Origin of the sequence: Leptospira langatensis, from assembly GCF_004770615.1 — a bacterium.
GTDB lineage: Bacteria > Spirochaetota > Leptospiria > Leptospirales > Leptospiraceae > Leptospira_B > Leptospira_B langatensis.
The window spans coordinates 598047-622402 of record NZ_RQER01000004.1; the positions used below are offsets into that span (position 1 = coordinate 598047).

The window sequence follows — 24356 nt, forward strand, 5'->3', positions numbered from 1 at the left end:
AAATCCGTATCTGCCCGATTTGGAAGAATAAAAAACGCAAGCTCCTCCTCGATTGCAAAAAGATCCTCTTTGATTACAAAACCGTTTTATTTCTCCCCTATCTTTCTTCTCACATTCTTAATGATCGATTGTTCATCCTATTGGGCTCACCGAAAAAACGATCTAGCGGACGTATTCACTGCCGGAGTAGAAAGTCCTGGTTACGGACTAGGAGTTAGGATCGGTCCGTTAGCTGGTGGATTCATTTTTCAGGGAGGAGAATCCGCACCCGGTAAAAGAGATCTAGGCACAGGTTATGGGCTCAGAGGAGGAAGTTACGGACCCTACAGATCCCAACAGCTCGTATTCGGCTTCTTAGGTGGAGAAAAATTCCATTCCCTTCCCAATACTCCGGAACCTACGAATCCGAGTCAAAAAGTGGAAACAAAACCTCAGGGGCAGGATCCGAATTCTTCCCAAGGATTTTTATTATTACCGGACGCTCCGGAGGGAGAAGAAGATCCGAATCCGACTCCCGAGTTAGCGAACGAAAGACAAAACACTAAAAGTTTTGAGATACGATATTTAAAATTTTATAATAACCCGGTCGAAGAAAGAAGAAAGGCTAAGAAGGCACTCTTTTATAAAAAATTCCTGGAAAGCCTAGATCCCGAAAAGAAGAACGAGGCAATCCAAGCTTACTTGGCCCAGAATCCCAAAAGTAAGGATGATTATCCTCTTGGGTTCCTATTCGAAGTTGAGATTTATATTTCTATTAAGTATGGGATCCGATTGGGTTTCAATATAGGGGAATTCCTGGATTTCCTATTCGGATTTACCGGCTTGGATCTAATGGAAGACGATCTATAATCTTTAATAAGAAGAAATAAAAAAGGCCGCGATCGCGGCCTTTCTCATACAAGTTCAAAAATCCGATTAAAGTTTGTATTCGTATTTTTTGATCACGCCTTTTTTATCTACGATCACTCTGATGAATTTGGTGTTTTCGTTGATACGGGAAGGTTTCTCAGCAAGGGTTTTGTACGAATTTTTTTGGTAGGTGGTAGATTCCATGTACCATTCTAATAGAGATCCGTCTTGGGTATTTTCTTCGACAGTAGGAGTTCCCAAAACCGCTTCGGCCTTGATCCTCTTGTCCCCTTCTTTGATCATGCTTGCTTCGATCGTGCGGATGTCCGAGTTAGGTTGGTATGCAGGCTCGGATTTTTTTTCCTCGGAGGAACAAGCTCCCAAAAAAAGAACTGCGACAAATAAAATCGCAGAAAGTATTCGTTTCATTCTAAAACTCCTTCAGCGCGAGTAGGCGCCATTTAAAGCGGCTCTATAGTTTTCGACAAAACGGATTTGTCACGCCGAATTTCTTACTTTTTCCTCTAGCTGATAGAGAAGTTTGTCTAAATCTTTTTTCATAGACAGCACTTTCTCAATAGTCATTCCGGAACCTTCCAACAAGAGTTCCGGAATACAAAGTGCTTTCTTACGTAGGTTGCGACCTTTGATGGTCAATCGAACTACAAGGGAACGTTCATCCTCATCCGACCGGGTCCTCGTTAAGAATCCCATCTTCTCCAGCTTCTTCAACAAAGGAGTGAGAGTACCCGAATCCAATAGCAAACGATCGCCTATATCTTTCAGAGCTATCGAATCCTTTTCCCAGAGAACGAGTAGTACCAGGTATTGGGGATAAGTTACGCCCAATTCTTCCAGAAGCGGACGGTACAATGCCGTTACCGCCCTGGAAGTCGCGTAAAGAGAAAAGCAGATCTGCTTTTCTAACTTTAAGGATTCGTAATTCAATTGGATAAGAGTTCCAGGATCTTGCTGTCTATTTTTTCAGGCGGAGTAAGAGTTGCGAATCTTTTGATCACATTTCCTTTCCTATCAACTAAGAACTTAGTAAAGTTCCACTTAATGGATTTGCCGAAGAGACCAGGCGCCTTCTTCTTTAAGAATTGATATACAGGGTGAGTTCCTTCTCCGTTCACTTCGATCTTTTTGAAAAGAGGAAAGCTCACTCCGAAATTCACTTGGCAGAAGTTTTGGATCTCCGAATCGGTTCCAGGCTCTTGGTGACCGAATTGGTCGCATGGAAAGCCAAGAATTTCCAATCCTTGGGACTTGTATTTCTCATACATTTCTTGGAGGCCTTTGTATTGAGGAGTGAAGCCGCACTGGCTTGCGGTATTTACGATCAGTAAAACTTTTCCTTTATAGTCCTCCAATTTTTTTTCGGTTCCGTTGTTTAGAGTAGCAGTTAGTTCGTATAAATTCTGAGCCACGTCTTAGTACCTCCTAGTTTACAAAATAGATTGTATACAATTTAATTTTGTTCAATTCTTTTTTAGAAGAATTCCAAAATCTTTCTACATTTTCGTCTATAAAAGTCCGCAAGACCATGGTCGGTTTGAATCTGTAAGAACCAATATTAAAGAGAAAATTTGAGGAGCTTAGATCTTAAGAGACAAAGAAAAGATAAACATTCGATCCAATCTGGAAGTAGTATTATGTTCATATGGATATATGGAGTCCATAGAACGTCTGTATTGGTATGTAAATCTGAGTAAGACTGCTGGATCCGGATTGTAATCCAAGGTTGCCGTGGCACCTCCTGTTTCGAATCCGTCCTTGGTATTCGTCACGATGATCATCTGATCCCGGTCCAAATATCTCTCGAAACGGGTACCAATTCTCCAATCCGGCAAGAATCGATACGCGATCCAAATATTCCCAACATAGACCTGTCTATACGCATTCGTGTCTCCACGAACGTAATAGGAAGCGTCAGGAGTGTATACTAGATCCTGGCTACTCGCTCTATGTTGGTACGCAACATCGAAAGAAGAAGCCAAGGTTAATGAATGAGTCGGCTTCCATTCCGCGATAAAGTTATTATAATATCGCATTTCCTTTGGGACCGCAGTGGGTTGCTCATTCCCCATAAACGTGTTCCAGCGAAGCATAATATTAGGGCGAGGATTGTATTCTAAACGAAAACCTCCGGACATATCCTTATTATTGTCCGTTACCACTTGGTAACCGTTATCCAAATGCAATTGGTACGAGAGTTTGTCTGTGATCTTGCCGCTTAAACGAAAACCGGAAACATAGTACGGAACGTAGTCCAGAGAGAAAGCCCTTGTATAAACGAAATTCTCATGAGAGATCCAAGACTCATATCCAAGATGCCCGAAGTAGATCCCGGCATCCAACCAAGTCGATTTTCCTAGTTTGATCCCACCGTAAGCTTCTTGCATGTTCCGAATGGATAACTCGTTCGAAGTTTTTCCGGTTGTCCCTTCTCCCACATAATTCGCAACAACCGAGGTACCGAACTGCAATGCCAATCTTCCTCGGTACTTATCCGTTTCTACCTTACCGTCCACGTACGCAAGATTGATATTGTATTCGTTTGTGCGAGTCGCTTGGGTGGTATAAGCGAGCTCTTTTGAATCCGGGCGATTGAGACTTGCATTATAATAACCGTCCACAAAAAACCCGAATTGGACAGGTATGACAGTACTCTCCTTCTTTTTAGGATTCAACTCTTCTGACTTGGAAAAAGTCTCCTCCTCTTCTTCTCCTTCTTGCGTTTCCTTTTGAGAAGAAGAGGATGCGTCCTTCTCTTGCGGGGACTTGGAACCCGATTTGGGAGCCTTGTCGGATCCGTTCCCCTCGGCCGATCCTTCTCCCGAATTTTTACCTCCGGATGGACTCTGTTGAGTGAATACTCTGGAAGGTTTCTGAGAGACCGAATTTTCTTCGGCTTCCGATTCGGAGACAGGAAAAGAAAAACCTATGGCAATCAGGATCGCGGTGATAAATTTATTCTTCATCGATTCCAATCGCTTTCCAGGCAAACTTCAAATCCATTCATTTTCAGTAGACTAAATTTTCTTTACGGGACCTTAACGATCCGATAGACGTTTATAACGCTTTTCTCAGAAAAAAGTCTAATTAAAATTAATCCTCACAAAAAGGAAACGCATTGATGGAAGAAAAAAGCCTGTTACTGACCGCCATTATTCTACTTACTACGGCAGTTTTATGTGTGCCCATTTTCAAAAAACTAGGAATCGGATCGATTATAGGGTACGTGGTGGGAGGGATCTTGATCGGTCCTCATGGAATACGCTTGGTGACAGGGGGCACTGAGATCCTTCATTTTGCGGAATTTGGAGTTGTATTGCTTCTGTTCTTGATCGGATTAGAGCTTCGCCCCCAAACTCTTTGGGTCCTAAGAAAACCGGTCTTTGGCATGGGACTCTCTCAGGTTGCATTCACCTCCTTCCTGCTCGCTGTTGCCATCGGTTATCTATTTCAATTGGGATTCTTGGCATCCATCATTTTAGGACTGAGTTTATCGCTTTCTTCTACCGCATTTGCTCTTCAATCTTTAGCGGAGAAGAACCAATTAAAGACATCTCACGGAAGATCCGCCTTCGCCATTTTACTTTTCCAGGACTTGGCCGTTATTCCCGTTATGGCAATTCTCCCTATGGCGGCTCTTACGCCGGAAAACTCAGGAGGAAATGGATTAGATTTTTATAAATTAGGTACGGCAGTATTTGCGATCTTCGTAGTGATCCTGAGCGGACGTTTTCTGATGCGGCCTCTATTCCGTCTGATTGCAGCTTCCGGAAACCACGAAATATTCGTAGCGCTATCCCTTCTTCTTGTATTGGGAGTTTCACTCGCAATGGAAAAAGTAGGACTGTCCATGGCCCTGGGTTCCTTCTTGGGAGGAGTGCTACTTGCAGATTCGGAATATAGACATGAATTGGAAGCCAACCTAGAACCTTTCAAAGGACTTTTACTCGGACTATTCTTCTTAGCAGTGGGAATGTCCATGAACTTGGAGATCCTTCTCCAACATCCATTGCTCATCTTGGGGCTGGCATTGGGTCTCATGTCCATCAAAGGGGTCGTGTTATTTGTCATCGGAAGGGTTGCAAAACAAAACTCGGATTCTTCCGTCAACCTTGCGGTAAGTATTTCTCAAGGTGGGGAATTCGCATTCGTGATCCTAAATGTGGCCTCCCAACTAAATGTATTGAGTAGGGAAATTGCGGATTATTCCATCGTCATCGTCACTGCATCCATGATGCTCACTCCTTTCTTCGGAATATTTAAGGAAAAATTCGTGAATCCTTATATTAACAAAGAAGAAGAAAAGCCTGCGGATCCGATCCATGAGCAGAATAGAGTGATCATCGCAGGCTTCGGAAGGGTGGGCCAGATCGTTTCTCGTATGCTCTATTTGCATAAGATCGGATTTACCGCTCTAGAGCATAACGCAGACCAAGTGAATGCCGCCAGAAAATTCGGGCACAAGATCTATTACGGAGATGCGAGTCGTTTGGATCTATTAAATGCGGCGGGAGCGGCGCAAGCAGAGATCCTTGTCTTGGCGGTTCAGGACGTGGAGCTATCGGTAAAGATCGCGACGATCGCTAAGGAGAATTTCCCGAATCTGAAGATCATTGCAAGAGCAAGGAACCGAGCTCATTATTTCGATCTTTTAGAACTAGGGATCGAAACGATACGCAGAGATACCTTCGCTTCTTCTCTTGAGCTTGCAGAAGAAACACTGAAGGATCTAGGATTCATGCCTTCGGAAGCGCAGTATTTCATTGAGAAGTTCAGAAGATACGACGAGGCAATGGTCAAGCAACAGTACAAACTTCGTCATAATGAAAAAGAACTGATCGCATTCTCCAGGAATGCAATTCGTCAATTAGAAGATGCGTTCGCGGCGGACATGGTGCAAAAGGAAGCTTCTTAAGGACAAGGATCCCGATAGGCATCCAAGCTTTGGTGTTTTAGAAAACCGGATAAACGGAGACCGGCGGATTGGGAGCAGAAATCGCTTTTGGTTGTTCCGTTTTCCGTATACTCGATCTGAAAAACTGCAGAACCCTTATTGGGAAAGACAGCTTCCTCAGAGCACCAACCGTCCACATAACAACTTTCTGTGATCGCCCAATCAAAGTGAGAGATCAAATTCGGAATTTGATCAGGATCATTCTTTAAACCGGCAGACATTCCTCTGGACCTGGCTGCGTTACTCACCCATTTATTAAAGCGTATCTGGTCCTCTGCAGTCAAAGGAAAGCCAGTACTATTTTGATAGCCATCCATATTATCCGGATCAATCCCGTCGCAGCCTTGGTTTTTAGCCTTCTCAAAACGAGCGGAAAGAATGGGACCTAGAAGATCTAGTCTTCTGATATCCAGCCATTGTTCGTCCGGAAAACCGGAGTATGCATTTCCCAAAATTTCCGGAGGGAACTTACTCGCATCGGATCTATAATTTTCATAAGAACCTACATCTATATAACAGATCACTTTCTTCCCGTTAGAATGCAATCGATGGATTACAGTCGGGTCCGAATCCGTAAGATCGGAATCTATATCAAAAACGTCTGCATCCACGGACTCATCCAAGGTGCCGCTAAATTGGATCTGAAAAGTAGTCCCCGGCGCTGGGATCCAAACCTTAGTTAAAAGATAGAATAGTATGGCGTCCTTTTCTCCGTTTGAAGTATTCTTGCAGGAACTCAAACAAAACGAGAAGATCAGAAGGCAGAAAAGAAAGAATCTAAAGAAGAGCATCATCCCATCGAAGCGAATTCGATTCAGATATTAGAGGGGTATTTTTGCAAATTCTCCAAGAACTAAACTTTAGGAGATAAAAATCTAGCTTAGAAAATTTACTTTGAAGAGAATACGTTTATTAAAGAAGAGACTCGACCTCTACACAGTTTCGTTTTCTGACGAAACCGTTCGAGCCCGTCTGCCGGGATTTTATAGTTATTAAGATGAGTTTGATTTTTGCGGGCAGAGGGACTCGAACCCTCACTAGAAGCTTGGAAGGCTACGGTGCTAGCCATTACACCATGCCCGCGATAGGATAGAGTCAGTTTTTGGTTGGAGGGCAGGAAGTCAATCGAAAAGAATGATTTTTGTATGTGGGAATCAGAACTAGCCAATTGGGAAAAAGAACTTCCGGCCTTTCGGGCGTATCGAGACGAATTTAGGACTATCTATCATCTCAGAAATATTACTGGGATCCTTCATTGGGATATGGAAGTTACCATTCCTCAAGAAGCCCAAGAAGAAAGAGGAGACCAACTTAGTTTGCTCTCCGGCTTGGCGCATAAATCGTTTGTCTCGGATTCCTTTCGAGCCCTGGCCGAAAAAGCTAAGGAAGAAAATTCCAGGTTAGATCTTCCCGGCAAAGAACTGAGGACAAGAGAACTAGATCTTTTGTTCAAGGATCTGGATCGTTCTTCCTGTTTACCTATCTCCTGGGTCGAAGAATTTTCCAAGATCACGAGCCAGGCCCATTCGATCTGGGCCGACGCCAGAAAGAAAAACGACTCCGCCTCCTTCCTTCCTGTGCTAGAAAAAATTATAGATCTGAGTTTTCAAAAAACGGAGTTCTTTGGCTTTCAGACAGAAGCATACGATGCTCTTTTGGATGAATACGAACCAGGAGCAAAGGCTTCCGATCTTGAAACTCTCTTCTCCGATCTGAGAAAATCTTTGGTACCATTACTTGCAAAAGCCAAGGATGCAGAGTTTCCCTTTGCAGGTGAGTTCTCGATCGAAAAGCAAGCTCCTTTCAATCAGGAATTGCCTGTTTTATTAGGTTTATCTAAAGAAGGGTTTCGTTTGGATGCGAGCGCTCACCCATTCTCTACTTCTCTCGGAAGTGCTGACAAGAGGATCACAACTCGTTACGAAACATCGGACCCTCTTTCTTCTGTGTATTCCGTTCTACATGAGACGGGCCATGCTCTTTATGAGTCAGGAATTTCTTTGATCCCCGGAAATCCATCTCCATTAAAGGATTCCGTTTCTTTGGGAGTGCATGAATCCCAAAGTCGACTCTGGGAAAATCAGGTAGGTAGATCCAAAGAATTTTGGGAAGGAATGTATCCTCTCTTCTTGCAAAAGCTTGGGCTCTCCGAATCTTCTCTCCCGTTTGCTAAGCTATATTCTTTCGTGAACAAGTCGAAGCCTTCTCTCATTCGTGTAGAAGCGGACCAGATCACGTATAATCTCCATATCATTCTTAGATTCCAAATTGAAAGAGCGATCTTCAAAAAGGAAATCTCAGTGAAGCAGATCTCTTCTGCTTGGAAAGAAGGAATGAAGGATCTCTTAGGGATCGATGTGCCTGACGATTCTAAGGGGTATTTACAAGATGTGCATTGGAGCGGAGGAGCCTTCGGCTATTTTCCTACGTATTCTTTAGGAAATATTTACGCGGCCCAACTCTACTCAGCCTTTCTGAAACAGAATCCGCAGTTTTCGGACGAGTTGAAAAAAAGAGAAACTTCTTCTCTCTTGGGATGGCTTCGAAAAAATGTTCATAGTAAGGGAAGAAGTTTAGAGGCTAAGGACCTGATTCGAAAAGCAACGGGAGAAGAACCCAATGCAAAGTATCTGGTAGAATATCTTGGCTCAAAAATCGCAGAACAAGGTTAGAAGATGAGCGGCGACGATAAAGAAGAATTAACATTGAAGTCTTTCGAAGAATTATCCTTCTTCGATAATCTTGCTCTTTTCTATCTTTGCAATGAGACCCCGCCTCAGACTCTTGCTCTAGCATTCCTAGTAGGAGACAAGAAAGTCTGCGGTTCGATGTTGGGGGTCATGGATTCCAAGAGACGAGCCTTTGTACATGAACTCATGGCAAAGCAAAACGATTTCCCGGAAGAAAAGAAACAGGCAGCAGTGCAAGGACTTCTAATCATCGCGGACGGATTGATCAGCAGGAACCTGATCCGCAAACAAGGTAAATTCTACTTCGGAACAGAGAGAGGTTAAAGCGGACCCGCTGAACACTCGGCGCAACTTTAGATCCGATTTATAGTTTCAGATCCGATCACACTCATCTAGGCGCGTAATAAATAATCGCTACTCCGAATAAGGCAACCGTAGACCCGATGAGATCATACTTGTCGGGCTGGAATCCGTCCACCTTCCAAGCCCAAAGCAAAGACATTACGATAAAGAACCCGCCGTACGTGGCATATACTCTTCCAAAAGAAGAAGGTTGGAATGCGGCGACCACTCCGTACAAGGCAAGTATTGCTCCGCCCAAAAATAAATAGAGAACAGACTTAGATTCCTTGTACCAAAGCCAAACCAAATATCCGCCGCCGATCTCGCAGATCCCGGCTAATATAAAGATCATTATAGATTTGAAATATTCCATCAGGATTTTCCCTTCCTTGTACTCGGTTTCTTGTCTGCAGATCTTTTCGCTAGCACTCTTTTGAGATCGATCCCTTGTGCTAAAAATTTCTTATCCTTTGTCCCGGGAGGCAAGGCCAATCCTTGTGAAATAAATCCTTGGATTGCAGAAAACTGGATCTCTTTTAAGGACCTATATTCCAAATATCGAATTTGCTTTTGATCTCCTAAAAGAACTTTCTTTGGATCTCGGTATAAGATTCCCCATTCGAATATCAATTGCACTCTTTCAGGAAAAGGAAAGATCCCGCAAACATATCCGGAGCTCTTGTCCCTGTAACCAATTGCCTTCCAAACCGGATATCCTCTCTCTTGCAATTCCGGGAAATGGGATTGAATGGATTTTCGAAGTTCGTCGACTATCTCCAGGATCTCTTCGGGCATAGGTTGGAGTATTTCCTGAATGATCTGTAGGTTTTTTTCCGGAGAACAATTTTCCTTCATACTTATAACAAGAGATGCTCTGGAATTCTATTACAGTAAATTTTTAAGGTAAGAAGGAAAACAAGGAACTGTTTTTATAGGATTGGGATCCCGGACCGGTCAAAAATATGACAGATCCAGGATCTCGTTTTTCTAATAGAGTGGTCTTCCGAGTATCGCATTAATAAAAACTGCGGCCACGAGTAGTGCATAACCGATCGAAACTGCAAATATGGAAACTCTTCCCCAGTTTTGTTTGATAGAGATAAAACCGAAGATCGGTAGCACCTGCAAGGCATGGATCCCGGCAAAATGAGCGATCCGAATATCCCCTCCGTTCTTACTCCAATTCACAAAGGGAAGTCCAGGTCCTCCATCAGGCACTCCTACAGAATGCGCTAATCTCGCAGACATCAATACTCCGAAGATAGAAGCTACTGCAAAGATCCATAGAGAAAATCGGATCCCTATCAGCAGTCGTTCGTCGATTTTAGAAGAGAGAAGTTTGAACTTACGGTCCATCAGGATCGCAACCGGTATCATTGGAAAAATGAAAAGTCCCATGATGCTGTAGATCGCTCCATCCAAGGCAGTACTCTGATTGAAATGGGAAATTACCCCTCTTCCTGCTTGCACAGTGATCAGAACCAATTCGACCATTAAAGAAACGATAAAGTACTTTTCCAATCTACTGGCGAAAGAGGGAAACTCTTTCAGTTCTGCCAAGAACCAACCCATGGTCCAGAGAAAGATCCATATAGAGACCGCAAACTTCATAGGCTTGATCCATACATTTAAACCTAAAAGCGTCCTTGGGTCCAATGTGGATAAGAGAAGAAAGACCGGGATCGCAATCAGAGAGACCAATCCCGTATAATAAGAACCCGGTTGATTCTTTCTGAGTTTAGAGAAAAATCCGTTACCTTCTGCCTGATTTAGGCTGAAACTATTAGATGCTTGCACGGTCTCCTCCTTTGATCCAGCGGATCACTTGAAAGAGCAAGTAACCGACTGGGCCGAACATTAGAGTCAAGAATAAACATGGGACTAGGATCCATCTGGAAATTCCCAACGCTTCGGCTTCTTTGGTTTCCCAAACCCCTAAGAATAGATCGAACGCAAGATAATGCACCCAACCCGCAAGAAGCACCCAAGGGTTTGAGAACAATAATGCAACTCCTTGCAGAGACTGGAAATTACCCTCTCCTCCAAAATTGAATGCCAAGACGATCAAATACAAAAGAGAAAGCGCAGCGGACCACGCCCCGCTTCTTACGGAGATCTTGGTAATCTTCTGGTTTGGAATAGCTGCGAGTAAGATCCAACCGACGATCGCGAAACGACTTGCTATCGTAAAAATCAATTCTGGACTCATAAAAATCTCTCCACCCCCTTCTATTAAAAGAGGTTTTACTTGCTAAAAGGAACGGATCCTTGTATGTTACTATTGGTAATACCAAATGTTACCAACGTCAACATTTTTTGGAAATATTTTATGCCTGCTAAGAAAAAAACAAAGAAGCCGGAAGGGGCCTATCATCACGGAAATTTGGCGGAAACTCTTAAGAACCTTGCTTTAAAACGCCTGGAGCTAAGCAAAGATTCCGGGTTTACGATCCGAGAGATCGCAAGAGAGGCAGGAGTCAGCCATGCGGCTGCCTATAGGCATTTTCCTTCTCGCATTGATCTACTCGCAGAGATCTCCAAAGAAGGATTCATTAAGATCACAGAAGCGTTTACAGAATCGGAAAAGACAGCTTCTCCCAATGATCCTTTCGATCGATTGCAAAAATTGGGTCTAGCCTATATTCGCTTTTGTATCCAGCATCCAGGATATTATAGAGCTATGTGGCATACCGATCTAGGCTGCATAGACGATATGACAGAATTGCAAGAAGCGGGTAAGCAATCCTTTCTGAAACTTTGGGAGACTATCTTAAGCTGTGAATCCCAAGGAAATGCAGGATTCTCTCCCAGAGAAATGGCGGCTGCGGCCTGGTCCATCGTTCATGGATATTCTGTTCTCATCAGCGAAGGCCAGATGGAAAATCCACTTCTTCAGATCAATAAGAAGAACGCGATCGAAGAAGCGGAGAAGATCCTGAAAATCCTGAACGTCGGTCTTATAAAAAGGACCGGGAAGTAAGATAGCTTGCAAACTCTAAGTAGTTTTCATTCTAGATAAAAGTTCCCTTTCATATAGAGTTTGCAAGTCCCTCCGATGCGAACCCTTTCTCCCAGGTCTTCGCAGAGAAGATGCCCTCCCCTCTTAGAGGTTTGATAGGCTTTCAGATTTTTCTTTCCTAATCTCTCAGACCAATACGGGATCAAAGTGCAATGAGCGGAACCAGTGACAGGATCTTCAGGAACCCCTTTGGCAGGTGCAAAGAATCTGGATACAAAATCATAAGGCTTTCCTGGATCCGCAGGAGCAGTAACGATTGCTGCAAAATACGGTAGCTCTTTGATCTTTTCAAAATTAGGAACAAGATCTTGCACATCCGATTCCTTCTCGAAAAGAAAAACAATATCTCTGGCTGCGAGCACCTGCTTAGGAAGTTTGCCAAAGCATTCCCCGAAATCCTTTACAGATTGATCGAGAACGACCGGTGCTCTCGATGGAAAATCCAGATAATATATGCCCTTCTCCTTAAAGACTTGTAAGATCCCACTTTTAGTATGGAAACGAAGAGAAGTAGGAAGAGTTTCGGCCCCTTCTTCTAATTCGTAGATCACAAAGGCGGAAGCGAGAGTTGCATGTCCACAGAGATCTACTTCTACTCCAGGAGTGAACCATCTCAGATCGAACTCTCCCGATTTTCCATTGGGGCGATAAAATGCCGTCTCGGATAGATTATTCTCCGCGGCTAATTGCAAGAGCAACGAATCAGAAGGCCATTCTCCCTTCCAAGGTACGACTGCGGCAGGATTTCCCTTAAATAGGGAATCGGCGAAAGCATCTATCTGATAGATCTTATATTCTTCTTTCATATCGTAACTCGGAAGATAACTCTTTCTTCGGAAAGAATACAGCTACAGTTTTCCTTCTTTTTTCCAATACAGAAATTATAGACAACCTTATCTACAAAGAAATGTCTAAGGACATGATGTGCAACCAATCAAGCACATCGACATGTTTCTTCGGAAAGTATTTAAGGAGAAGGAAATGAAAATCGGGATCTTAGGAACCGGAATGGTCGGAAACACGATCGGATCCAAGTTAATCGAAAAAGGATACGAAGTCAAAATGGGCTCTCGATCCGTGCAAAACGAAAAAGCCGCAGAATGGGTGGCCAAATCCGGAAGCAAAGCCTCTCAAGGAACGTTTAAAGATGCGGCTGCATTTGGTGAGATCTTATTCAATTGCACCAAGGGAGAAGTAAGTATAGAAGTTCTTCGCCAAGCGGGCGCCGAAAATCTAAAAGGCAAAATATTAGTAGATGTCTCGAACGCCCTTGACTTCTCGAAAGGAAGACCTCCGGGACTTCTTACGGATAGTCACAATTCTTTGGGAGAAATGATCCAAAAGGAATTTCCGGATGTGAAGGTGGTCAAGACCCTGAATACTACAAACTGCTCGATCATGGTGGATGCTTCTTTGATCAAAGGAGAACACGATATCTTCATTTGCGGAAATGACGCTGCCGCCAAGAAAACGATCTCCGACCTTCTCGTTAAAGACTTCGGTTGGAAGAATATTGTAGATCTAGGAGATATCGTGGGAGCAAGGGCAGCAGAGATGCTACTCCCTTTATGGGTCCGCCTATACGGGATCTACGGACATGCAAACTTCAATTTCCATATCGTAAAGTAGATCCTAGTACGAAAAAGTTTCAGTCTTTCTGAATGAAAGCGGAGTAAGCCATAGAGGACCAACCGAGAAGAAGGGCCACTCCTCCGAAAGGAGTGATGGCTCCTAGGATCCTCACTCCACTGATCGCGAGAATATAAAGAGAACCGGAAAAGATCAAAACACCGGAGAAGATCAGCCAGAATCCTATTCGTAAGGATTTGGATTCTGTCGTTTTTTCGCTCAGTGCCAATGCCAATAACACGACCGAATGGATCAGATGATATTTAGATCCTGTATCGAAAATTGCCATTAGGTCTGGAGTTAAGATCGATTTTAATCCGTGAGCCCCGAAGGCTCCCAAGGCGACTCCTAGGAAACCTAGAAGCCCTGCGAAAAAGAGTAAGTTAGAATTAGAATTTTTGGATGCCATAACTATGAAACCGGAGACATTTCCTTCTGAATAATCCAAAGATATACATCGTGTTTTCCACGTCCAGACGACTATCGAATAATGCTTCGATAGAATATTCCTTCATTAGATCCTGTAGTTCTTCATAAAAACTCTTTCGACCGAAAACGAAATGTATGGGAATGAATGAGTCGTTAGAACCCTGTTTAACTGGTAAGAATAATCGAACCCCGAATTGGCAGCCCTTGCTTTCTCCCTCGAAGCGAACGATCCTATGTTCCGACCAATCCCATCCATCCAAGGAAGCATGAAACATATCTTTATGAGGTAAAGAAGTAGTAGTACGGATCAAACCATCAAAGACTCCTGTCCTCAATTTCGTAGAACTCGCACCGAAATGGATGGAAGGGTCCCGAAAGTTCACACCGTTGATGCTTACATCGTTATCGGGAGGTATTCCTAAACCGGTAGGATAAGGTTCCGGATTTCTTCGGACAAGAGCGCGGTTCTCCATCATAGGGACGCAGAAATTCAGGCTCATGCATTCCGCAAGAACCAAGAGAAGAAATAGGATGTTTCGGTTTACTGAGCTCATTCCTTCTTCAGAAGTCTTTGCGGAAGCTTGACCCCAATCCCGCTCACTCTCGTACATTTCTCAAAGTAAAGAGCGAATAAGAAAGACCTATAACTGTAATCTGTCTGCACATCGAATAGAAGATCGGCCTTGTCCTTGATCGCATTCTGAACGGCAGCCTCATAACTCTCGTCTCCGGTATACACTGCCCAAAGCCAACTAGTGCCACAGGAGGTCCCTTCTAATTTTCCGATCGGTTCCATTCCTCTTACATCCGAATAACTTTGAGAATAGTACCAACCGGGAGATTTGATATTGGTATAAAGACAGTTCGTAAGGAACATAATCGCAGAAAATAAAGGGATCAGGAACGGAACTCTACGAAACGAATTTTGCATTTGCTAATTTTCAACAAGTTGAAACACAAAAGTCAAGGTAAAATACCGAAATCTCCTTGTGCCTCTCTTCGCAAAGGAGAATGAAGTAACGATGCGGACGCAATCCTCACAATTCTATCTAGATATCGAAAAGAAATACGGTGCCTTCAATTACGAACCACTTCCGGTCGTTTTGGAAAAAGGTAGAGGTATCTTTCTTTGGGATACGGAAGATAGAAAGTATTTCGATTTTCTTTCCGCGTACAGCGCAGTGAATCAAGGACATTGCCATCCTCGCATCATCGACACTCTCAAATCCCAAGCCGAAAAATTGACCTTAACTTCTCGCGCCTTTTATAATGATCAACTCGGTCCTATGGAGAAATTTTTATGTGAGACCTTCGGCTTCGATCGAATGGTTCCCATGAATACTGGGGTCGAGGCGGCTGAGACCTCAGTCAAACTCGCAAGACGCTGGGGTTACCAAGTGAAGAAGATCCCAAAAGACCAGGCCAAGATCGTATTCGCAGCAGGAAACTTTTGGGGACGAAGTCTAGGCGCGATCTCCGCATCCACAGATGACAATAGCAGAGGCGATTTCGGCCCATTTATTCCCGGATTTTCTATCATTCCTTTCGACGATCTGGACTCTTTAGAGAGGGAACTCAAGGATCCGAATGTTGCAGCATTCATGATGGAACCGATCCAAGGAGAAGCAGGAGTCATCCTCCCTAAACCAGGATATCTACAAGAAGTTCGCAGGCTTTGCTCCGAACATAATGTTTTACTAATATTTGATGAGGTACAAACAGGCCTTGGAAGAACGGGAAAACTTTTAGCTGGGGATCATGAAGCTGTAAAACCGGATCTTCTGGTTCTCGGCAAGGCCCTCTCCGGTGGAACTCTGCCTGTCTCGGCAGTCCTTTCTTCTGATGAAGTCGTTCTTACTTTGAAACCTGGGACCCATGGCTCCACCTTCGGAGGGAATCCATTGGCGGCGGCAGTTGCCACTACGGCCGTGCAAGTCTTATTAGATGAGAATCTTTCCGAGAACGCCGAAGCAAGGGGAATAGAATTCAGACAAATGCTTAGCCGACTCAAAGAAGAATATCCGGACAAAATCCGCGAAGTCCGAGGCAAGGGTTTATTAAACGCAGTCGAATTCTTTCCGGATGAAACAGGTCCCAGAGGAAAAAAGATCTGCTACAAGCTCTTGGATGTGGGAATACTCGCCAAGCAAACACATGACCATACGATCCGTTTCGCTCCTCCTCTTTGCATCACTAAAGAAGAGCTAGAAGAGGCGACGTCCCTGATCTTATCCTCTATCCGTAAAACCCTTGACTAATCTTTCAAAATTCGGTTTTTTGAAAGTATGCAAGCCGAAGATAAAAAATACATCAGAGTGTGGCAGAAGCTAAGCGTATCCGAAGTTTCTTCTCAATTGATGATCATAGACGATCTGTACGGCACTTGCGGCAAATGCAAACATCTAGGCTTGAATTATACCAAGGATAGAGCCTGCCCTGAATGCGGGACCAAATTCAAGTATTTAGCTACGAATCTCAAATCTGCGGCCGAGATCGCAAAAGTACTGGCAAGGATAGAAAAGGAAAATCTGGATTTCATCCTGATCGATAGAGAGGATTATAATCTATCCAAGGCCAAAGACGCGGTAAAGGATCTGTTCAAATCTCAGGACTGAGACCTTAAAAGTCGAATTCGCTTATCGGAGAGGCTCTCCGAAAATCAAAGAAAGTGAATGGACTGATTGCAGGAATTATTTCTTTTTGTAATATCGTAAAATCTAATTTACTTCGAAGGGAGAATTCGGACCGATCAGATGGAACATTCGCTCAGCCTATTAACAGATATCGCACTCAGTATCATATTTGCCACGCTTTTCTCCCATATCGCTAAAGCGCTAAAGCAACCCTTAGTCCTTGGATACGTAGTCGCCGGATTGTTCATAGGACCCTTACTCGGACCTTATATCGACTCCAAACTCCATATAGGCTACGTTCATAGCGAGGACAGTATAGAGCTGATCTCGGAGATCGGGCTCATCCTATTATTGTTCATCATCGGACTTGAGATCGATCTGAAAGAATTAGCTCGCATGGGAAAATCCATGTTCGCTCTGGGAGTTCTGCAATTTTTCTTGGGAGTGATTGCGGCTTGGTTCGCATTTAGGACCTTCTTCCCACCGGCTCCCGGAAATTTCGATCTGCTTTATTTCGCGATCGCATTGTCCCTCAGTTCTACGATGATCGTAGTCAAACTTCTCCATGATAAATTCGAGATCAGTACTGTTGCCGGAAGACTGACCATAGGGGTTTTAGTCCTACAAGATATCTGGGCGATCCTTTTCATGGGAATACAACCGGATCTACAAGACCCTCAGATCTGGAATGTGTTAGGATCCTTAGCAAAAGGCTGCGCTCTTGTATTGATCGCATTCGTGATCAGTCGCTACGTTCTCTCTAAACTCTTCTTATTTGCGGCTTCTAAACCGGAATTAGTACTGATCACTTCTATTGCCTGGTGCTTCTTCTTATGCGGTGTCGCAGAAAAAGCGGAGCTCTCCAAGGAAATGGGAGCCTTGATCGCAGGAGTGAGTATCGCTGCGTTCCCATACGGCGCGGATGTGATCAGCAAACTCTCTGGGATCAGGGACTTCTTCATTACTCTATTCTTCGTAGCATTAGGAATGAAGATCCAATCTCCAAGTGCAAGCGATCTAGGAATAGCATTCTTAGCGATAGGATTCGTCCTGCTCAGTAGAGTGCTGATCATTGCGCCTACAGTTTATTTCTCAGGCAAAGGATTGAGAGCAGGGATCGTAGCCGGATTGAACCTGGCTCAAATCTCCGAGTTCTCCTTAGTCATCCTTGCTTTGGGTGTTCAAAAAGAACATATCGGAAAAGAGTTACAGGCAATCGTACTCACTTCCATGATTATCGCCTCTATTATCTCCACCTACGTGATCTTATTCAACGACAGGATCGCAAGAGGGATCATGGCATTCGTCTCCTTATTCGGGGTAAAAGACAAAGGAGAACCGTTAGAATCCCAGATCACCGGCGAGACCAAAAGAGATATCGTTATCCTTGGATATTTCCGGATCGCACAGGGATTGATAGAAGGGATCGAAAAAGACAGACCTTCTTGGTTAAAGAGGATCCTGGTAGTGGACTTCAATCCTATCTACAGACAGACCTTAGAATCCAAAGGAGTTCGTTGGGCCTACGGAGACTTGGCGAATCCGGAAAGCCTTCATCATTTAGGGATCGAAGAAGCGAGATACGTAGTCTGTACTGTCTCCGACATGATCTTAAAAGGCACGACCAACCGAAGACTATTGGAATCCTTAAAAAGCATCTGCAGACATCACCAACCTAGGATCATTCTTACTACGGACGATCCTAAAGAAGCGGACGTGCTTAGAAATAATGGGGCTGCCCATGTGATCGTCCCAGGTAGATTGTCCGGACTTTCCCTGTTCACAGAATTAAGGGGAATGGTCGAAGATAGCGGCGGCTTAAGTTCTGAAAAAACAGCAAAGCCGAAAGCCAAAAAGACTTCGTCCAATAAGAAGAAGGCTGCAAGAGCCAAATAGTTTTTCTATGATTGTTCGTTCGCCCTGCATCAAAATCTGCACCATGGATCCTGAAACAGGGCTCTGCGAAGGTTGCTTTCGGACCTTAGAAGAGATCGGTCGCTGGGTCATATACACGGAAGAAGAAAGAAAAGCAATCCGGATCAAGATCGAAGAGAGAAAGGAAACTCTCGGAAAAGATTACTTTCGAAATCTATAATTTTCCTTTTTGCAACACGCATTTAAAAACGTTTTAAGTCCTTCTATCGAAATTCGATAAGCAATTCAAACTTCCATTGATAAAGCTTTCGATTGATCCCACAAAATCGAGAGCTTATTGAGTATTTCTCATTTTGAGAACTCTAAGATACTCTCCCACAACTTGATGCGCCGACTTCTTCCAATTGAACCGTTTCGCATTCAGAAGACCCGATTTCACTTTCGAGTTTAATTTCTTTGAAGATGCAAGCAAACCAAGTAGATTGGTCTCGAACTCTTGGGAATTTGTAGGGTTAAAATAGAAGGCAGAATTTCCTAAGATCTCAGGCAATACGCTCGCATCCGAAGAATACACAGGACATCCGGAGGACTGGGCTTCTACCGGAGGAAAACCGAAACCTTCGTAGAGAGAAGGATACACGAGTAAGCCAGCGGCAGAATATAAAATGCTTAATTCATCTTCCGACAGATACGGAAGTACATGGATCTTATGCTCCCAACCTTTTGCTTCTTCTTTCAGATACTCAGGTAGTTTGCCTCCCGCGCCGGCGATCACCCAGTTCTGTTTGAGTTTTTTCTCCGACCAAAGAGACTTGAAAGATCTCAAAACGAATCCGAGATTCTTATGCTCCTTGCCTATTCCTACGCTCAGTAAGTATCCGGATGCCAAATCGTATTTTTGCAAGAACGACTTCTTCTCCGAATTGCTTCGCGGATAAAATACATCTTGGTCCAGACCGTTATAGATGGTCTTCATTTGATCGAACGAAAAATCAAATACCTCATGCACATCCTTGGCTGTAAAATCGGAGACGGTAATTACGGAAGCGGACCTTCTTCCGATCATCCAAAACACCAAGCGAAGATAGATCTGTTTTAATAAGGAAGAATGAAACTGTTTCATTCTGAACGGAATGATATCGTGAATGGTTACGATACAACGATCCAAATATTTCAACGGAGCATTGAAATGAGGAATATCCAATAGATCAAAATTCTCCATCTCACGAATTCCTTTCCATTCGGAAAGGGAGTAGATACCTGCCCGATATTCCAAAATTTGGTATTGTTTCAAAACTTTCGGTGCTAGGTTTTTCTTTAAAAGTTCCGGATCTCCTAGGAGAGTGATGGCGATATTCTTTTTAGAGGCAAGCCCCGCCAGTTCGTTCAGAATTCCTTTGATACGTGATCCGATCCCGGAATGGGCGATCATTCTTGCATCGAAACCGATTTGAATCCATTTTTGAGCCATCGAACTTGTAAAGGCCATCCTATAGAACTAAGTCGGAATGGCAAGCCGTTCGATCGCTTTTCCCTTGAAAACAGGATTAAACTGCTGAGACTTGTCCAGATCATAGTCTAAATAAAAATATTTTCCTCGTTCGGGCGGAGATACAATTGGAAGAAGAAGTCACAAACATACTGAAAGCGATCGGAGAAGATCCTTCGAGAGAAGGACTCGTAAACACTCCTAAGCGAGTTCGCAAATCCTACGAATTCCTAACTTCAGGTTATAGAGCGGATATGAACTCTATCGTAAACGGAGCTATCTTTGAAGAGGATAGTCAGGGTATGGTTCTGGTTCGAGACATAGAAATGTATTCCCTCTGCGAACATCATCTTCTTCCTTTTTTTGGAAAGGCACATGTAGGCTATATTCCCAATAAGAAGATCATCGGTATCTCTAAGATCCCTAGGATCGTAGATGTGTTTGCGAGAAGATTACAGGTACAAGAAAGAATGACCGAGCAGATCGCTTACGCACTTATGGAAGTGCTAGATCCTCTCGGTGTAGCAGTAGTGATCAAGGCAAAGCATCTTTGCATGATGATGAGAGGAGTAGAAAAACAGAACTCCGAGCTTTTCACTTCCTGTATGCTCGGAGAGTTCAAGACCAATATGGTGACTAGGAGCGAGTTTCTAGATCTAATTCGGACTGGTTCGACCTAACAGATTTTTTGCTTCTAAGCTCTTCTGCTTTTTGCTCTGCTCGAGCTTTGTTTTCGAGCATTGCTTTCTCCACTCGCAACCTTTCTTTTTCGAAACCGGCCTCGTCCAGATCTCTTGGAATTAGGATCGGTTCCCCGTAAGAGATCACAAAGGTTGTGAATGGTTTAGGGATCCTGTGCTTGTCCCAAGACTTAGCAATCCACTGTCTTGTGCATTCATAATGAAAAGGTAAGATAGGGACCTGAGATACTTGGGCGGCCGCGATGACTCCCGGTTGAAGGATCAAAGCCGGACCTCTAGGCCCGTCAGGCGTGAACGCAGCGGGAAGATTTTTTCTCAAGTGAACGATCATTGCCTTTAAGGCCTTTGAACCGCCTTTGGAAGAGCTCCCGCGAATACTTCCGTTACCGAATCGGTGCACCACTCCTGTAATGAAATCTCCATCCTTTGATTCGGAGATCAAAACGGCTAACTTACGATTTCTATTCAGATAAGGTGAATAAAGAACGTTCGTATGCCAAATGCTGAGAATAAACGGCTTTTTCAAAGGATAAAGAGAGTTAAAATGCTCCTTACCTAATTCCACCTTTCTTGAGGTGAGTCCGATGATCCTCTGTAAAAAAACGACTAGAGTGGGCACCAACCAAACTAATAGCTTACGCTTAAAACTATTGCGAGTATCCAATTTTTCCGACATTGGGGCGAGCTTGTTGAAACGCGGTCGGGGAGCATTCCTTTTTTTATAACAAACAAGATTTTATGTAAAGCGCCTGAAGTAGGAAGAGTTGCCTTCAATCGGAAAATTCAAAGCGGCTGCCCTATTCATTTTTTCCGCCAAGCTTTTATCAGGATCGCATTCCTGTTTCCGTATGAGAGAATGAGTGGACAGCCATATTTTATTTAACATCTTACTTGATTTTGCGGAGGAGAACGATGGCAAAAGAAAGAATCGTCCAACCATTTTCTCATTTTAAGAAAACGGCAAACATCACTCTAAAAGATTATAAGGCATTATATAAGGAATCCATTGAGAACCCCAAAAAATTTTGGGGAAGGGAAGCAGGAAATCGACTTACCTGGTTTAAGAAATGGGACAAAGTACTAGAACACGATTTTAAGAACGCTAAAGTAGAGTGGTTCAAGGGAGCTAAACTAAACGTCTCCTATAATTGCTTGGACCGACATCTGGATACTCCTCTTAAAAACAAAGCTGCCCTGATCTGGGAAGGGGACAACCCTCTCGAGTCTAAGACCTATACCTATCACGATCTTTATAGAGAAGTGAACAAGTTTGCGAACGTACTAAAAGCGAATGGTATCAGGAAAGGGGATGTAGTCATGGTGTACCTGCCCATGATCCCCGAACTCGCGATTACAATTCTTGCATGTACTAGGATTGGAGCGATCCACTCCGTAGTTTTCGGAGGCTTCTCCCCCGAAGCATTAGTGAGTAGGATAGAAGATTGCAAACCTAAGATCATCATCACGTCCGACGGAGGATACAGAGGCGGAAAGAGTCTGGATCTGAAGAAGGCTGTAGATACTGCATTGGACCAAACCAAGGAGAAAGTGAACGATGTAATCGTGGTCCGAAGAACGGGAGAAGAAACCGTTCTTAATTGGAAAGAAGGCAGGGACCATTGGTGGCATTATCTCATGAACGATCCGGAACTTCCCGCGTATTGCGAACCGGAACAAATGAATGCGGAAGATCCTCTCTTCATTCTGTATACCTCGGGCTCCACAGGAAAACCGAAAGGGGTTCTGCATACTACGGGCGGATACTTGCTCGGAGTGAATATGACCTTTTATTATGTATTCGATATCAAGCCTACGGATACATACTGGTGTACTGCAGATATCGGTTGGGTCACCGGTCATAGTTATCTTGTCTACGGTCCTCTTTCGAACGGGGCTACTTCTCTCATGTTTGAAGGAGTTCCTACATATCCGGATGCAGGAAGATTCTGGGACGTGATCGACAAACATGGAGTTACCATCTTCTATACTGCGCCTACCGCGATCCGTTCCTTAATGAGAGAAGGAACCGATCTAATCCAGAAACGAAGCCTGGAATCTCTAAGATTGATCGGCTCCGTAGGAGAACCGATCAATCCGGAAGCCTGGGAATGGTACTTCGAGAATATCGGAAAATCCAGATGTCCCGTAGTAGATACTTGGTGGCAGACAGAAACGGGAGGCATCATGATCTCGCCTTTGCCGGGGGCAATCGCTCAAAAACCAGGATCGGCTACCCTTCCCTTCTTCGGAGTGGAGCCGGTATTACTGGACGATGGCGGAAAAGAGATCAATTCAAAAGGAGAAGTTAGCGGCAATCTAGCGATCAAATCTCCTTGGCCTTCTATGATGAGAGCCGTGTACAAAGACCCAAAAAGATTTTACGATACTTACTTCTCCATTTATAAAGGTTACTACTTTACGGGGGACGGAGCAAGAAGGGACAAAGACGGTTATTATTGGATCACCGGTCGCGTAGACGATGTGATCAACGTCTCCGGTCATAGAATTGGTTCCGCAGAAGTGGAAAGTGCCCTTGTAGAAAATCATTCCGTGGCAGAGGCTGCAGTCGTAGGCTTCCCTCATGATATCAAGGGCCAAGGGATTTACGCATATGTTACCGTAAAAGAGGGAGTGACCACAAATGACTCACTCAAAAAAGAGCTGATCTCCACGGTGGAAAAGATCATCGGTAAGATTGCAAGACCCGATGTGATCCATTGGGCTCCCGGACTCCCTAAGACTAGATCCGGAAAGATCATGAGAAGGATCCTGCGTAAAATTGCAGGCGGAGAATTCGAAGGCTTGGGTGATATTTCCACTCTAGCGGATCCAAGCGTTGTAGAAAAATTAATAGAGGACAAGAAGAAGTATCACAGTTGAGTCGCGTTGGGCCGGAAAGAATCGTTTGTTTAACGGAAGAAACGACCGAACTTCTCTACCTTTTGGGAGAAGAGGATAGAATCGTAGGTATCTCTGCGTACACTGTCCGTCCTCCCAGAGCCAAGGAAGAGAAGCCAAGAGTTTCCGCGTTTATCAACGGGAATATAAAGCGTATCAAGGAACTGAATCCGGACTTGGTCATTGGGTTCTCAGATATCCAAGCGCAATTAGCTCATGATCTAGTCAAAGAAGGACTGAACGTTCTCGTAACCAACCAAAGAAGTTTGGAAGAAATATTTCAAACTATTCTAATGGTAGGCGGACTGATCGGAAAATCGACCGAGGTGATCCGTTTAGTAGAAAGCTATCGCAAAAGACTGGAAGAGATCCGATCCAGATCTTCTTCTAAGCCTAAGATACGGATCTTCTTCCAAGAATGGGACCAACCCATTATTACTGGGATCCGCTGGGTTTCCGAGCTCTTAGGGGTTCTCGGAGCAGAAGACTGCTTCTCTTATTTGAAAGAGAAGTCTCTCGCAAAGGACAGGATCGTGACCTTTCACGATGTGGCAGAATCTAAAGCAGACGCCATTCTAGGAAGCTGGTGTGGAAAGCCTGTGGACTTCGATTGGGTTCGCTCCCGCGAAGAATGGAAAGATTTACCTGCAATTAAGAAAAATCTTATATTCGAAATGGACCCGGCGATCATACTTCAACCCGGCCCTGCCTTATTCGAAGAAGGCATTCTAGAATTAGAGAGGATCCTGGACAAAGCCAGGGCCTCGATCTAATAGCGGCCTGTCCGCTATTCAAATTTGAAAATAAAGACAATATTTTAGTCGGAAGGT

At 44.0% G+C, this 24356-nt stretch carries 27 protein-coding genes, 1 tRNA gene and 1 pseudogene; 13 read left to right on the plus strand and 16 right to left on the minus strand.

Annotated features, from left to right (window positions below):
- The first annotated feature begins 69 nt into the window (after positions 1 to 69).
- Positions 70 to 849 carry an LIC13411 family adhesin gene (locus EHO57_RS06930; protein WP_246050576.1) on the plus strand — a complete coding sequence of 260 codons (780 nt, stop codon included), beginning with the start codon at positions 70 to 72 and terminating at the stop codon, positions 847 to 849.
- A 66-nt stretch (positions 850 to 915) separates the two neighbouring features.
- Here the strand turns inward: EHO57_RS06930 and EHO57_RS06935 are convergent, their stop codons facing one another.
- The 4 genes from EHO57_RS06935 to EHO57_RS06950 all read right to left on the minus strand — a co-directional run bounded on the left by EHO57_RS06935 (position 916) and on the right by EHO57_RS06950 (position 3833).
- Positions 916 to 1278: an LIC13410 family lipoprotein gene (locus EHO57_RS06935; protein WP_135644190.1), complete on the minus strand. Its 363-nt coding sequence runs from the start codon at positions 1276 to 1278 to the stop codon at positions 916 to 918.
- Positions 1279 to 1347: 69 nt separating this feature from the next.
- The gene (locus EHO57_RS06940) at positions 1348 to 1797 is read right to left on the minus strand and encodes a MarR family winged helix-turn-helix transcriptional regulator (RefSeq protein WP_135644192.1); all 450 of its coding nucleotides are present in this window, start codon (positions 1795 to 1797) and stop codon (positions 1348 to 1350) included.
- Entirely contained in the window at positions 1794 to 2279 is a 486-nt protein-coding gene (locus tag EHO57_RS06945; RefSeq protein ID WP_135644194.1) for a glutathione peroxidase, read from the minus strand. Before EHO57_RS06945 ends, EHO57_RS06940 begins: the two co-directional genes overlap by 4 nt.
- Positions 2280 to 2447: 168 nt before the next feature.
- Positions 2448 to 3833 carry an outer membrane beta-barrel protein gene (locus tag EHO57_RS06950; protein ID WP_135644196.1) on the minus strand — a complete coding sequence of 462 codons (1386 nt, stop codon included), beginning with the start codon at positions 3831 to 3833 and terminating at the stop codon, positions 2448 to 2450.
- A 155-nt stretch (positions 3834 to 3988) separates the two neighbouring features.
- Between EHO57_RS06950 and EHO57_RS06955 the strand changes: the two genes are divergently transcribed.
- Positions 3989 to 5782: a monovalent cation:proton antiporter-2 (CPA2) family protein gene (locus EHO57_RS06955; RefSeq protein WP_135698311.1), complete on the plus strand. Its 1794-nt coding sequence runs from the start codon at positions 3989 to 3991 to the stop codon at positions 5780 to 5782.
- On the opposite strand, the gene EHO57_RS06960 is transcribed toward EHO57_RS06955, so the two are convergent.
- Entirely contained in the window at positions 5779 to 6615 is an 837-nt protein-coding gene (locus EHO57_RS06960; RefSeq protein WP_135644200.1) for an endo alpha-1,4 polygalactosaminidase, read from the minus strand. The genes EHO57_RS06955 and EHO57_RS06960 overlap by 4 nt on opposite strands.
- Before the next feature lie 217 nt (positions 6616 to 6832).
- Positions 6833 to 6904, minus strand: a tRNA-Gly gene (locus tag EHO57_RS06965).
- A gap of 62 nt (positions 6905 to 6966) precedes the next feature.
- Between EHO57_RS06965 and EHO57_RS06970 the strand changes: the two genes are divergently transcribed.
- A complete protein-coding gene (locus EHO57_RS06970; protein ID WP_135644202.1) occupies positions 6967 to 8493 on the plus strand; it encodes a carboxypeptidase M32 in 1527 nt (508 codons plus the stop codon).
- Positions 8494 to 8496: 3 nt separating this feature from the next.
- Positions 8497 to 8835, plus strand: coding sequence for a hypothetical protein (locus EHO57_RS06975; RefSeq protein ID WP_135644204.1), 339 nt, complete (start codon positions 8497 to 8499; stop codon positions 8833 to 8835).
- Positions 8836 to 8899: 64 nt separating this feature from the next.
- Here EHO57_RS06975 and EHO57_RS06980 read toward each other — a convergent pair whose 3' ends face one another.
- From EHO57_RS06980 to EHO57_RS06995, 4 genes are all read right to left on the minus strand, one after another.
- Positions 8900 to 9226 (minus strand): YnfA family protein, encoded by a 327-nt coding sequence (locus EHO57_RS06980; RefSeq protein ID WP_135644206.1) that lies wholly within the window; start codon positions 9224 to 9226, stop codon positions 8900 to 8902.
- Positions 9226 to 9708: a DUF1801 domain-containing protein gene (locus tag EHO57_RS06985; protein WP_135644208.1), complete on the minus strand. Its 483-nt coding sequence runs from the start codon at positions 9706 to 9708 to the stop codon at positions 9226 to 9228. Before EHO57_RS06985 ends, EHO57_RS06980 begins: the two co-directional genes overlap by 1 nt.
- 132 nt (positions 9709 to 9840) lie before the next feature.
- Positions 9841 to 10650, minus strand: a complete 810-nt coding sequence (locus EHO57_RS06990; RefSeq protein WP_135644210.1) for a hypothetical protein — start codon at positions 10648 to 10650, stop codon at positions 9841 to 9843.
- On the minus strand, positions 10637 to 11062 hold the full coding sequence (locus EHO57_RS06995) for an ABA4-like family protein (RefSeq protein ID WP_135644212.1): 426 nt from the start codon (positions 11060 to 11062) through the stop codon (positions 10637 to 10639). The genes EHO57_RS06990 and EHO57_RS06995 overlap by 14 nt, the downstream gene beginning before the upstream one ends.
- A 120-nt stretch (positions 11063 to 11182) precedes the next feature.
- Between EHO57_RS06995 and EHO57_RS07000 the strand changes: the two genes are divergently transcribed.
- Positions 11183 to 11833, plus strand: a complete 651-nt coding sequence (locus tag EHO57_RS07000; RefSeq protein WP_135644214.1) for a TetR/AcrR family transcriptional regulator — start codon at positions 11183 to 11185, stop codon at positions 11831 to 11833.
- A gap of 26 nt (positions 11834 to 11859) precedes the next feature.
- Here the strand turns inward: EHO57_RS07000 and EHO57_RS07005 are convergent, their stop codons facing one another.
- Entirely contained in the window at positions 11860 to 12678 is an 819-nt protein-coding gene (locus tag EHO57_RS07005) for a PhzF family phenazine biosynthesis protein (RefSeq protein WP_135644216.1), read from the minus strand.
- A gap of 175 nt (positions 12679 to 12853) precedes the next feature.
- Between EHO57_RS07005 and EHO57_RS07010 the strand changes: the two genes are divergently transcribed.
- Positions 12854 to 13501, plus strand: a complete 648-nt coding sequence (locus EHO57_RS07010) for an NADPH-dependent F420 reductase (protein ID WP_135644217.1) — start codon at positions 12854 to 12856, stop codon at positions 13499 to 13501.
- 19 nt (positions 13502 to 13520) lie between these two features.
- Here EHO57_RS07010 and EHO57_RS07015 read toward each other — a convergent pair whose 3' ends face one another.
- Genes EHO57_RS07015 through EHO57_RS07025 form a run of 3 tightly spaced genes read right to left on the minus strand, consistent with a single transcriptional unit; the run spans position 13521 to position 14861 of the window.
- The gene (locus tag EHO57_RS07015; protein WP_135644219.1) at positions 13521 to 13910 is read right to left on the minus strand and encodes a DUF423 domain-containing protein; all 390 of its coding nucleotides are present in this window, start codon (positions 13908 to 13910) and stop codon (positions 13521 to 13523) included.
- Complete coding sequence (locus EHO57_RS07020; RefSeq protein WP_135644221.1) at positions 13891 to 14484, minus strand: hypothetical protein; 594 nt, start codon at positions 14482 to 14484, stop codon at positions 13891 to 13893. The genes EHO57_RS07015 and EHO57_RS07020 overlap by 20 nt, the downstream gene beginning before the upstream one ends.
- Positions 14481 to 14861 carry a TRL-like family protein gene (locus EHO57_RS07025; protein ID WP_135644223.1) on the minus strand — a complete coding sequence of 127 codons (381 nt, stop codon included), beginning with the start codon at positions 14859 to 14861 and terminating at the stop codon, positions 14481 to 14483. Before EHO57_RS07025 ends, EHO57_RS07020 begins: the two co-directional genes overlap by 4 nt.
- 91 nt (positions 14862 to 14952) lie before the next feature.
- On the opposite strand from EHO57_RS07025, the gene rocD reads away from it, so the two are divergent.
- From rocD to EHO57_RS07045, 4 genes are all read left to right on the plus strand, one after another.
- Complete coding sequence (rocD, locus tag EHO57_RS07030; protein ID WP_135644225.1) at positions 14953 to 16188, plus strand: ornithine--oxo-acid transaminase; 1236 nt, start codon at positions 14953 to 14955, stop codon at positions 16186 to 16188.
- Between the two features lie 27 nt (positions 16189 to 16215).
- Positions 16216 to 16545 carry a hypothetical protein gene (locus tag EHO57_RS07035; RefSeq protein ID WP_135644227.1) on the plus strand — a complete coding sequence of 110 codons (330 nt, stop codon included), beginning with the start codon at positions 16216 to 16218 and terminating at the stop codon, positions 16543 to 16545.
- 138 nt (positions 16546 to 16683) lie between these two features.
- Positions 16684 to 18459: a cation:proton antiporter gene (locus EHO57_RS07040; protein WP_135644229.1), complete on the plus strand. Its 1776-nt coding sequence runs from the start codon at positions 16684 to 16686 to the stop codon at positions 18457 to 18459.
- A gap of 7 nt (positions 18460 to 18466) precedes the next feature.
- A complete protein-coding gene (locus EHO57_RS07045; protein WP_135644231.1) occupies positions 18467 to 18658 on the plus strand; it encodes a DUF1289 domain-containing protein in 192 nt (63 codons plus the stop codon).
- A gap of 114 nt (positions 18659 to 18772) precedes the next feature.
- Here EHO57_RS07045 and EHO57_RS07050 read toward each other — a convergent pair whose 3' ends face one another.
- A complete protein-coding gene (locus tag EHO57_RS07050; protein ID WP_135644233.1) occupies positions 18773 to 19909 on the minus strand; it encodes a glycosyltransferase family 4 protein in 1137 nt (378 codons plus the stop codon).
- Positions 19910 to 20046: 137 nt separating this feature from the next.
- Between EHO57_RS07050 and folE the strand changes: the two are divergent.
- Positions 20047 to 20607, plus strand: a pseudogene (gene folE, locus EHO57_RS07055) (GTP cyclohydrolase I FolE); the annotation flags it as partial.
- Here the strand turns inward: folE and EHO57_RS07060 are convergent.
- Positions 20564 to 21304: a lysophospholipid acyltransferase family protein gene (locus EHO57_RS07060; protein ID WP_135644237.1), complete on the minus strand. Its 741-nt coding sequence runs from the start codon at positions 21302 to 21304 to the stop codon at positions 20564 to 20566. The pseudogene folE and the gene EHO57_RS07060 overlap by 44 nt on opposite strands.
- A gap of 236 nt (positions 21305 to 21540) precedes the next feature.
- Between EHO57_RS07060 and acs the strand changes: the two genes are divergently transcribed.
- Both acs and EHO57_RS07070 read left to right on the plus strand, forming a co-directional pair.
- Complete coding sequence (gene acs, locus EHO57_RS07065; RefSeq protein ID WP_135644239.1) at positions 21541 to 23508, plus strand: acetate--CoA ligase; 1968 nt, start codon at positions 21541 to 21543, stop codon at positions 23506 to 23508.
- Positions 23505 to 24299, plus strand: a complete 795-nt coding sequence (locus EHO57_RS07070) for a cobalamin-binding protein (RefSeq protein ID WP_135644241.1) — start codon at positions 23505 to 23507, stop codon at positions 24297 to 24299. The genes acs and EHO57_RS07070 overlap by 4 nt, the downstream gene beginning before the upstream one ends.
- Positions 24300 to 24356: the final 57 nt, after the last annotated feature.

Excerpts from the sequence above, each read along its gene's own strand:
- EHO57_RS06935 (WP_135644190.1), bottom strand. The coding sequence starts at position 1,278 with ATGAAACGAATACTTTCTGCGATTTTATTTGTCGCAGTTCTTTTTTTG.
- EHO57_RS06950 (WP_135644196.1), bottom strand. The coding sequence starts at position 3,833 with ATGAAGAATAAATTTATCACCGCGATCCTGATTGCCATAGGTTTTTCT.
- EHO57_RS06955 (WP_135698311.1), top strand. The coding sequence starts at position 3,989 with ATGGAAGAAAAAAGCCTGTTACTGACCGCCATTATTCTACTTACTACG.
- EHO57_RS06960 (WP_135644200.1), bottom strand. The coding sequence starts at position 6,615 with ATGATGCTCTTCTTTAGATTCTTTCTTTTCTGCCTTCTGATCTTCTCG.
- EHO57_RS06970 (WP_135644202.1), top strand. The coding sequence starts at position 6,967 with ATGTGGGAATCAGAACTAGCCAATTGGGAAAAAGAACTTCCGGCCTTT.
- EHO57_RS06975 (WP_135644204.1), top strand. The coding sequence starts at position 8,497 with ATGAGCGGCGACGATAAAGAAGAATTAACATTGAAGTCTTTCGAAGAA.
- EHO57_RS06980 (WP_135644206.1), bottom strand. The coding sequence starts at position 9,226 with ATGGAATATTTCAAATCTATAATGATCTTTATATTAGCCGGGATCTGC.
- EHO57_RS06985 (WP_135644208.1), bottom strand. The coding sequence starts at position 9,708 with ATGAAGGAAAATTGTTCTCCGGAAAAAAACCTACAGATCATTCAGGAA.
- EHO57_RS06995 (WP_135644212.1), bottom strand. The coding sequence starts at position 11,062 with ATGAGTCCAGAATTGATTTTTACGATAGCAAGTCGTTTCGCGATCGTC.
- EHO57_RS07000 (WP_135644214.1), top strand. The coding sequence starts at position 11,183 with ATGCCTGCTAAGAAAAAAACAAAGAAGCCGGAAGGGGCCTATCATCAC.
- EHO57_RS07005 (WP_135644216.1), bottom strand. The coding sequence starts at position 12,678 with ATGAAAGAAGAATATAAGATCTATCAGATAGATGCTTTCGCCGATTCC.
- EHO57_RS07010 (WP_135644217.1), top strand. The coding sequence starts at position 12,854 with ATGAAAATCGGGATCTTAGGAACCGGAATGGTCGGAAACACGATCGGA.
- EHO57_RS07015 (WP_135644219.1), bottom strand. The coding sequence starts at position 13,910 with ATGGCATCCAAAAATTCTAATTCTAACTTACTCTTTTTCGCAGGGCTT.
- EHO57_RS07020 (WP_135644221.1), bottom strand. The coding sequence starts at position 14,484 with ATGAGCTCAGTAAACCGAAACATCCTATTTCTTCTCTTGGTTCTTGCG.
- EHO57_RS07025 (WP_135644223.1), bottom strand. The coding sequence starts at position 14,861 with ATGCAAAATTCGTTTCGTAGAGTTCCGTTCCTGATCCCTTTATTTTCT.
- rocD (WP_135644225.1), top strand. The coding sequence starts at position 14,953 with ATGCGGACGCAATCCTCACAATTCTATCTAGATATCGAAAAGAAATAC.
- EHO57_RS07035 (WP_135644227.1), top strand. The coding sequence starts at position 16,216 with ATGCAAGCCGAAGATAAAAAATACATCAGAGTGTGGCAGAAGCTAAGC.
- EHO57_RS07040 (WP_135644229.1), top strand. The coding sequence starts at position 16,684 with ATGGAACATTCGCTCAGCCTATTAACAGATATCGCACTCAGTATCATA.
- EHO57_RS07045 (WP_135644231.1), top strand. The coding sequence starts at position 18,467 with ATGATTGTTCGTTCGCCCTGCATCAAAATCTGCACCATGGATCCTGAA.
- EHO57_RS07050 (WP_135644233.1), bottom strand. The coding sequence starts at position 19,909 with ATGGCTCAAAAATGGATTCAAATCGGTTTCGATGCAAGAATGATCGCC.
- EHO57_RS07060 (WP_135644237.1), bottom strand. The coding sequence starts at position 21,304 with ATGTCGGAAAAATTGGATACTCGCAATAGTTTTAAGCGTAAGCTATTA.
- acs (WP_135644239.1), top strand. The coding sequence starts at position 21,541 with ATGGCAAAAGAAAGAATCGTCCAACCATTTTCTCATTTTAAGAAAACG.